This window comes from Clostridium sp., from assembly GCF_018372875.1.
Lineage (GTDB): Bacteria > Bacillota > Clostridia > Clostridiales > Clostridiaceae > Clostridium.
Genome location: NZ_JAHAIF010000029.1, coordinates 25,993 through 34,833 on the forward strand (window position 1 = coordinate 25,993; position 8,841 = coordinate 34,833).

Here is an 8,841-nt window from a genome sequence, read left to right on the forward strand (position 1 = left end):
CACCTTTTTTATTTAAAAAGTTCCTCTTCTAATGCTTCTAAATTCAATATTTTTATTGATGACCTATCAAATTCTATTAATTCATCTTCCCTTAATTTTATTAATTCTCTTGAAAATGATGGTCTTGGAATTCCTAAATATGATGATATATCTTCTTTACTACTCTTTAATTTAATAACATCACTTTGCTGACTTTTTTGTAATTCCAATATAAAATTTATCACCTTTTCTCTTACACTTTTAAATGCTAAACTTTTCACTTTATTATTTAACATAAAAACTTTGTCACTTAATAATGATACAAAGTTTTCTAGTATTTTTTCTTCCCTTACACATAGCCTTAATATTTCATTTTTATTAACAAATAAAATTTTACTATCTGTTGTAGATATAATTGTGGCTGGATATGTACTCTCTTTTGAAAAAACTAAAGCCTCTCCAAAGACATCACCACACTTTAATCTCTTTACAATTATACTGTTACCACTTGGATAAATTCTTTGTATTTCTATAACTCCCTCTAAAATTAATCCTATGCTACTACACTCCTCTTCCTCGTTTGCAATTATACTACCTCTTTTATACTCTTCAAAGGAATATTTAATAGATTCTAATATTTTCCCTATTTCTTCTGCTTTTAGTCCAGTAAAAAATTCATTCTTCTCAAGTAAATCTATATTCAATATATCACTCCTATAAATAATTATTCTTTTTTAATAAAGACAATTTCAAGTTTTTCCTTTATAATATCATTATATAAAACAAAGGAGGAATTTGAAATGGGTTGTGGATGTTTAACAAAAGCTAATAATGGTAATGATGGAAAAGCTATTGTTGATTTAGTGAGAAGTAAGGGTAAAGATAATTTTCCTTTAAGATATCTTTACAAAATAGATTGCTCATGTGGCAATACATTTACAATGAAAACTTTAGTAGATAAATGTGTTCATTGTAACATGACATATGGTGTTACACCATGTGGACAAAACGATAAAAATAATGTTAAACCAGCTGGTATAAATTATTAAAAAAGATGAGGAGTTTATCCTCATCTTTTCATTTATCTTATTTTTACAGCTTCCTCATATTCAACATATGAATTTCTATCTACTATATTTCTTAAAATAAGCACCTGGACAAATGCAACTATAACATCAATAATTACATGTTGTTTAATAAATAGCGTAGATAAAATAATTAAATATCCTACAATAATTACTGTTGATTTTAAAATTTTATTTTCTGAAACTCTACAAACCCATATACTACAAATTAATGCCAAGGCTACATGAAGGCTTGGACAACAATTCACCGGTCTATCATTCTCATATATACTTCTTATCATGTTTGAAAACACATCATCACCAATAATAATTGGACGACTTACACTAGTCTGAAAAAATATAAATATTACTAAAGCTGATAACATAGTTAACACTATACACTTAGCAAACTTATAAAATTCCTCATTATTTTTTGCATAAATATATATAAACGAGAACAAAACAAGTGCATACCACATATAGTATGGAATTACAAAATACTTAATAAGGGGTATTTTACTATCTAACGTTGTTGCTAGTGATACACTTTGTATATTTAATCCATTTACAAGTTCATAACCTATTATAGTAATTAGGTATGCTATTACTAAAAATATAGCTTTTCTATCTTTTATAAATCTTTTAGCTATATCCATAACCATATATTTCCTCTCCCTATATCATAAATATAATAATCAATCCTTTTACTACTAATAATTATAGCACCTTGTCTAATTTTATTATCTTAATTTTATATTAATATTTCCTTAGTTACGTATATCTGCTAAAATTTAATTATTATTTTCTTATTACACCAATTGCTTTTCCTAAAATATAAAATTCTTCATCTGGTGTAACAACTATAGGCTCATAATCATCATTTTCTGGCAACAATGTTATTGTAGTCTTAGTTAAACTTAATCTTTTTAATGTTGCACTTCCCTCTATATTCACTGCCACTATGTCTCCATTCATAGGAGCTTGAGTTTGCTCAATTACAACAAGATCTCCATCATTTATGTTGGCCTTTATCATAGAGTTCCCCTTTACTTTTAATATAAACTTCTTGTTTCCACCCTTAACCCAATACTTAGGTAAAGTAAAGGTATCTTGTTGTTCTGGAGATATAAGAATCGGCTCCCCTGCTGCTATATTATTGAAGACAGGAATCTGCTCTAATTCATCATCAGAGTACTTTTCATCTAACTCTCCTAATATCTTTTCCTCAAAGCCTGTATTTTCAATAGAGAAATCAAAGTTTCTTCTATGTTTCAAATCAAAAAACTTGTATTTTTCTTTTATATTAAACTCTTCATTAATTACTTGCTTATTATTTTTTTCTACTACATCCACTTTAAAATTGTATATCTTTTTATTGTTACCAAATACCTTCTTAGCGTAAACTCTTCCTTTCTTTACAAGTTCAGAATAAATATTTTCTCCCTTATCTACGTCAATTCCTAATGTAATTGTTCCATAAGACTTGTCCTTATATAAAGCTAATAAAAATTCTAACTCTAATTTAGATAGCCCCTCTACATTATCTATAAAAAGATGAACATATCCACTATCTTCCTTATTTATATTTTCAATAGCTAATCTTATTCTATCCTCTTCATCCACTAATCCCTTTTCCTTAAGAATTCTATTATAGTAACTATATAGAATGAACATTTCTGCCCTTGATGGAGAATTCTTTCTTAGCTTTAATGGTCCTCCCATTAAAGTCATAAACTCTTCAGCCTTATTTATATTATTATTCTTCATATACTTTATTTCATTTAAAATTAAATATAAATTATCATTATTTAACTTATTGCATCTTTTAAAGCACCCAATTTTTATCCCCTCTTTAAGGATATCTAATCTCTCATTTTGCTTTGCTAAAGCAGAACCATTGGAGTACTTTAGTATAAGTTCATTTAAGGTAATAAACTCAGGCTCCACATCTGATGATAATAAGGAGATATATTTATAATTATTATCAAATTTTACTTTATTAAATCTACTTTTTATTTTATCTAATAGACCTTTTTCCTTTTGAACAAATAAAATTTTATCCTCTTTTTCAAAGGCAAAATTATTAACTAAATTTAATATTCTATGTAAAAACGCTTCAGTTTTTCCTGTATTGCTTCTTCCTTTAACTATACTATTTTTGCAAGGTTTACCCTCTATAAATTTATTTTGTATATTAAGTAATTTCATATATTCTGTCCTCTTCTAAAAAAATCTTATATTTATATAATAAAGGAAAATGATTATCTTTTCAAAATTATTTTCACTAAAAAATTTTCCTTAACTTTTCCCACCATTACTACTCTTTTCTTTCTCTTAGTGAAAAAATACTTCCTAAGAAAATAGTTAAACAAATAATACTGGTAATAGAAATTATTATAGCCATAAATTTAGCCAAGTTAGATACAGGACTTATATCCCCAAAGCCTATTGTTGTGAATGTTACTATAGTATAGTAAAACAAATCGAAATTATTAGGATTTGAAGAAAAAGCTCCTTTATCTATTATATTAGTTAAAGAAACCCCCAAAAATAAGTTTATAACTATCATAGTAACTATGGACATGGCTGCAATAAATACTTGAAAAAATCCACCTCTATCCTTTCTATCAAACTTTATATACCTTGGATTTCTCATTATTTTTAGTAACAACTTCATATTTAAAAAGTAGCTTATTGTAATTCCCAATGCACCAGATAAAGTATATTTATTTAATTCATTTGGAAAAACTATAAGTATCATTACATAAGAGGATATTATAAAATAAGTAAGTAAAAAATCCCCCTTTATACTTTTATCAACTCCCATACTCATATACCTATGAAGGTTAGAGCTCAATAAAAGTATATATCCCATTAAATAATGCACAATTATAACTCCTACTATAATAACAGTAGTTTTAAAAATCAGGTCTAATTCAATAGAAAAATATAATTTTACATACTTTAATACAATAGTATATATAGAAAGTAAATTAAACATTTCTGTAATAATTATCATTCCACCTTGGGTTATCCTTACAAGAAAATCCCCCTCTGTCCATAGACTTTTATAAGTAAGATTAATTCTCTTAATTCCATACTTAAAATATTCTTTTGTTCTATCCACATTATCAAAAGCCATTAAAATAAATATAATTATAGTTAATATAGTAATTATTACAATCATATGCCTCACCTCCATGTGCTAAGTTACACATGATATAATATGTGGGGATACATTAAAATATTTCTTTTATATGTTCTATCATCTTTTCTTTGTTATCTTCATATTGCTTTTTTCTATTTCCATTTGCACCAGAAGGATGAGGAAATCCTTTTAAAACATATTTTTCATCTATTATTCCTTCTTTTATAAACTTATCTAACACCTCTTCTACAGCTTTTCCTAGTGGAATAATTAAAACATTTTCTAAATTAGAAAGTTCATCTAAAAAAATATTCTCTATATATTTCATTAAAATTGGAGTTTTTAGAATCTTTGGGGTGTGCCCTGTATAATTATTACCATCTACAAAAACTGAATAAGGTATAAGTGAAATTGTATGTAAAAGATAGTCTTTATTCTTAAAAAGCTCACTGCAACTATTTATTCCTAATGCATCATTTAAATATATTCCATCTAACATACTTATTATATTATTTCTTAGACTACCACTAAATCTAGCTGCAACCTTGCAATTATAACTTATTTCATCAATAGATAATCCATTTTCTATTCCTTTTCTTGCTTCTACAATTGCTGCATTCATCTGTTGAAATCCTGGTGTTATGCCTACAATAAATACCTTGGCCTTTGGGTTTATGTATTCATTATGAGGAGCATAGTATATTTCAACCTTTCCTTCTTTTTGAATTAAGAAATCATTTATTAACAACTCTTCTTTTGAATATTTGCTTTTAATGGGTAACTTTTTTATAACCTCAATATAATCTTTTAAAAATTTTCTCATATGTTATCCTCCTATTGTCTATACTCTTTAATAATATAATTTCCATTAAGTGAAAAAGCATTTATAAAATTGGAATAAGATTATGTAACATATTATTTAGTTATAACATAATATATATTATAAATTTAACTTCATTAATAATAAAACATTTCAATATTTTCCAACTACTTTCTCCAACATCTAATACTCTCAAGATTTTTGTGGGATAAATATAAATTATCCCACATTTAACAATCATATATATGTTTACAGTACTTAATAACACTATTGCATTAATAAAAATAACAGTTAATGAGTCATTCAGCTTATGTTGCTTCACCTATTCTTATTTCTTATAAAGATTTATAAAAAAAATGTAATAATACCTTTGATTTATAGCTAATTGAAATTTTATAATTTCTAGACAATAAAAACAAAAAAACTGCTCTAAGGCAGTTTTTTGTGTTTATTAATTACTATTACTCTCTAAGTAAATTATGAATTACTTGTGTAGCATCCATATATTTAGCTATAGACTTACCACTATGTAATCTATTTACTATTCTAGCTAAGAATTCTGACATATCTACTCTTTCAAACCATTTAGCTTCTAGTAATTGTTCAGGTATATATGTTAAGTTAGTTGAATAAATCTTTGATATAGTACCATCTTCATAGTACTTATTGAACTTCTCTAACCCTTCTGTAAAGAAAGCAAATGTAGCAGCTACATATACATTTCTAGCATTTCTCTTCTTTAATTCTCTAGCTATATCAAGAACAGATTCTCCTGAAGCTATCATATCATCAACTATTAATACGTCTTTTCCTGCAACGTCTCTTCCCATATATTCATGTTGAACTATTGGATTCTTTCCATTTATAACAGTTGAATGATCTCTTCTCTTATAGAATAAGCCTACATCTACCCCTAATACACTTGAATAATAAATTGCTCTATCCATAGCTCCTGTATCAGGACTTATAACTAGTAACTTATCCTTATCTAATTCTAAATCTTTTTCCTGTGATACAAGTGTTTTAACTATATCATATGTAGGATAGAAGTTTTCAAATGATAATAAAGGTACTGCATTTTGAATATTAGGGTCATGAACGTCAAATGTGATTATTTCATCTACACCTAATCTTTCAAGCTCTTGAAGTGCTAAAGCACAATCTAAAGATTCTCTTCCCTTTCTTCTATGTTGTCTTGATTCATAAAGTAATGGCATGATTACTGTTATTCTTGCAGCCTTACCTCTTATTGCAGCAACAGTTCTCTTGATATCTTGAAAATGTTCGTCTGGTCCCATATTATGCTCAAATCCAAACATTTTATATGTACAACTATAGTTTCCGATATCACATAAAATATAAATATCTTTACCTCTTACAGTTTCAGATATCTTAACTTTACCTTCACCGTTAGCAAATCTTACTTCATTTAAAGGTATGATATAAGAGTCTTTGTTATCTCTCTCTTCTTGTATAAATTTATTTACAGCATCTCCTAGTTCGACACAGCTTTTTAGTGCTATTATGCCAAGATCATGATTCAATTCACTCATTGATTTCTCTCCTTTTCATTTAAATCCCAAATATATTATATATCAAAAAATGCTGTAATGGAAATAATTATGTACGAAATTTTGACAAATTATTCTACAATCACACCAAATTCATATTCTAAAACAATTATATCTCCCTTTCTCCCACAATATATGAACCTGTTAGTCATCACTACATACACAAAATGAATGCTGAAGTGCTACATATTCCTCTTTTGTTAAGCTTTTTAAATAATCATCAAAATGATCCTCGGAGCAAAAGTTTCCTATCTTGTTAGAAAAGTAATCTTCCTTCAATTTCTTATTACAATATAAACACTTTTTCATTCTACTTCCTCCATATTGTTTTTTTCTTTTATTTTCTACATTATCAAAACAAGTATTCACTATTAAATATATATTAAAATCCCGTTTTTCTTAATATTTTTTAATAGAATTATAATATCCCCTTATATATTTATCAAAATGTAAAAAAAAGATTATAATCTACAATTTACAATAATTTTATTATAAAATATTGTACCATAGTAGTTTTTTACAAAGGAGAAACAACATTGAATAAACAAATTACTAAAGAAGAACTTTCAAAAATTTACGGAAAGATTAGTCCTTTTGAACTAAAAGATAAACTTATATCCCTTGCTAAAGAAAATAATAAAAGTATACTAGATGCTGGTAGGGGAAATCCTAATTGGACAGCCTCAACTCCTAGACAAGCATTCTTTACCTTTGGTCAATTTGCAGTAAAAGAAACCCAAAGGACTTGGCAAAAAGAAGATCTTGCAGGAATGATACAAAAGAATGGAATATATCAAAGACTAACAGAATTTATTAGTGAAAATTACAGTTTACCTGGAATAGAGTTATTAAATGAAATAATTAATTATGGAATAAATACCTTAGGTTTTAATGAAGATGATTGGGTCTTTGAATTAACTGATGGAATAATTGGAGATAACTACCCTTTTCCAGATAGAATTTTAATACATATTGAGAAGATTGTTCATGACTATTTAATGAAAGAATTATGCGCAAATAAAGAATTTAATACACCTTTCGATGTATTTAGTGTTGAAGGTGGAACTGCAGCAATGTGCTATATATTTGATTCATTAGTAGCTAATTCCCTTTTAAATCCTGGTGATAAAATAGCTTTAATGACTCCTATATTTACTCCTTATTTAGAAATTCCACATTTACCTCACTATAATTTTGATGTTGTTAACATTCATGCAAATGAAGTAGATAATGAGGGAAATCCTACATGGCAATACCCTAAGGAAGAATTAGAAAAGCTTAAGGATAAAAACATAAAGGTTGTCTTTGTAGTTAATCCAAACAATCCTGCATCTATTGCTCTAAGCAAGGAGTGTAAAGATAACTTAAAAACTATAGTAGAAAAGCATAATCCAAACTTAATGATTATAACTGATGATGTTTATTGTACCTTTGTTGACAATTTTTCATCATTAATAGCAGATATTCCTTATAATACATTAGCAGTTTACTCTTTATCTAAATACTTTGGGGTTACTGGTTGGCGACTTGGAGCTATTATGCTAAACCAAGACAACATATTTAACAAGTTAATTAAAGAACTTCCTAAAGAAACTAAAGAAAGATTACATGAAAGATATAAACATCTTTCATTAAAGCCTGAAAATCTTTCCTTTATGGATAGAATGGTGGCAGATAGTAGACAAGTTGCTCTTAATCATACAGCAGGTCTTTCCACCCCTCAACAAGTACAAATGGCATTCTTTTGTGCCTTTGCTTTAATGGATAAGGAAGATAAATATAAAAAACTAACTAAGGATATATGTAAAAATCGTAAGAAATTATTATTTGATGGTTTAGAAATAGAACTAAAAAATCAACCTCATGATGCTGCATACTATACTGAAATTAATCTGCTTGATTTAGCAAAATGTAAGTATGGAGAAAATTTTAGTAGATATATAGAAAAAAACTTCAAACCTTTAGATATGATTTATAACCTTGCTAATAATTACTCAATAATATTACTTAATGGGGATGGATTTGCATCATCCCAATGGTCACTAAGAGTATCCTTGGCAAACTTAAGGGATAATTCTTATTTTATTATAGGTAAATCCCTTAAAAATATGATTGATGATTTATCTTATGACTGGAAAAATAAACTTGAATTATCTATGTAAAAAGGGGCTGTCGCACTAAATAATTAGTGCGTAGCTCTTTTTTTGTAAAAAAAATAAATCCCAAACTCTACGAGTTTAGGATTTATGATAAAATATT

Annotated in this window: 9 protein-coding genes; 2 read left to right on the plus strand and 7 right to left on the minus strand. The window is 27.0% G+C overall.

The genetic code is table 11. The features are described from left to right. Positions 1 to 8: 8 nt before the first annotated feature. The gene (locus KIB46_RS10510) at positions 9 to 683 is read right to left on the minus strand and encodes a Crp/Fnr family transcriptional regulator (protein ID WP_291671783.1); all 675 of its coding nucleotides are present in this window, start codon (positions 681 to 683) and stop codon (positions 9 to 11) included. A gap of 96 nt (positions 684 to 779) precedes the next feature. Here KIB46_RS10510 and KIB46_RS10515 point away from each other — a divergent pair, with 96 nt between their 5' ends. Next, positions 780 to 1,028, plus strand: coding sequence for a hypothetical protein (locus tag KIB46_RS10515; RefSeq protein ID WP_099329618.1), 249 nt, complete (start codon positions 780 to 782; stop codon positions 1,026 to 1,028). Between the two features lie 32 nt (positions 1,029 to 1,060). Here the strand turns inward: KIB46_RS10515 and KIB46_RS10520 are convergent, their stop codons facing one another. The 6 genes from KIB46_RS10520 to KIB46_RS10545 form a co-directional block, all read right to left on the minus strand. Continuing rightward, positions 1,061 to 1,705 (minus strand): phosphatase PAP2 family protein, encoded by a 645-nt coding sequence (locus KIB46_RS10520; protein WP_156562482.1) that lies wholly within the window; start codon positions 1,703 to 1,705, stop codon positions 1,061 to 1,063. Between the two features lie 136 nt (positions 1,706 to 1,841). Beyond that, positions 1,842 to 3,251, minus strand: coding sequence for a transcriptional repressor LexA (gene lexA, locus KIB46_RS10525; RefSeq protein WP_291671787.1), 1,410 nt, complete (start codon positions 3,249 to 3,251; stop codon positions 1,842 to 1,844). A 109-nt stretch (positions 3,252 to 3,360) separates the two neighbouring features. Beyond that, positions 3,361 to 4,230, minus strand: a complete 870-nt coding sequence (locus KIB46_RS10530) for a potassium channel family protein (RefSeq protein ID WP_291671789.1) — start codon at positions 4,228 to 4,230, stop codon at positions 3,361 to 3,363. 52 nt (positions 4,231 to 4,282) lie between these two features. Beyond that, entirely contained in the window at positions 4,283 to 5,014 is a 732-nt protein-coding gene (locus tag KIB46_RS10535; RefSeq protein WP_156562489.1) for a hypothetical protein, read from the minus strand. Positions 5,015 to 5,472: 458 nt separating this feature from the next. After that, a complete protein-coding gene (locus KIB46_RS10540; protein WP_156562491.1) occupies positions 5,473 to 6,564 on the minus strand; it encodes a ribose-phosphate pyrophosphokinase in 1,092 nt (363 codons plus the stop codon). 162 nt (positions 6,565 to 6,726) lie between these two features. Then, complete coding sequence (locus KIB46_RS10545; protein ID WP_291671792.1) at positions 6,727 to 6,891, minus strand: hypothetical protein; 165 nt, start codon at positions 6,889 to 6,891, stop codon at positions 6,727 to 6,729. Positions 6,892 to 7,118: 227 nt separating this feature from the next. Between KIB46_RS10545 and aspD the strand changes: the two genes are divergently transcribed. Beyond that, entirely contained in the window at positions 7,119 to 8,744 is a 1,626-nt protein-coding gene (gene aspD / locus KIB46_RS10550) for an aspartate 4-decarboxylase (protein ID WP_291671794.1), read from the plus strand. Positions 8,745 to 8,841 lie beyond the last annotated feature (97 nt).

What these genes read in the sequence shown, in the direction of transcription:
- KIB46_RS10535 (WP_156562489.1), bottom strand. Translation starts at nt 5,014, where the DNA reads ATGAGAAAATTTTTAAAAGATTATATTGAGGTTATAAAAAAGTTACCC.
- lexA (WP_291671787.1), bottom strand. Translation starts at nt 3,251, where the DNA reads ATGAAATTACTTAATATACAAAATAAATTTATAGAGGGTAAACCTTGC.
- KIB46_RS10530 (WP_291671789.1), bottom strand. Translation starts at nt 4,230, where the DNA reads ATGATTGTAATAATTACTATATTAACTATAATTATATTTATTTTAATG.
- KIB46_RS10540 (WP_156562491.1), bottom strand. Translation starts at nt 6,564, where the DNA reads ATGAGTGAATTGAATCATGATCTTGGCATAATAGCACTAAAAAGCTGT.
- KIB46_RS10515 (WP_099329618.1), top strand. Translation starts at nt 780, where the DNA reads ATGGGTTGTGGATGTTTAACAAAAGCTAATAATGGTAATGATGGAAAA.
- KIB46_RS10545 (WP_291671792.1), bottom strand. Translation starts at nt 6,891, where the DNA reads ATGAAAAAGTGTTTATATTGTAATAAGAAATTGAAGGAAGATTACTTT.
- KIB46_RS10520 (WP_156562482.1), bottom strand. Translation starts at nt 1,705, where the DNA reads ATGGTTATGGATATAGCTAAAAGATTTATAAAAGATAGAAAAGCTATA.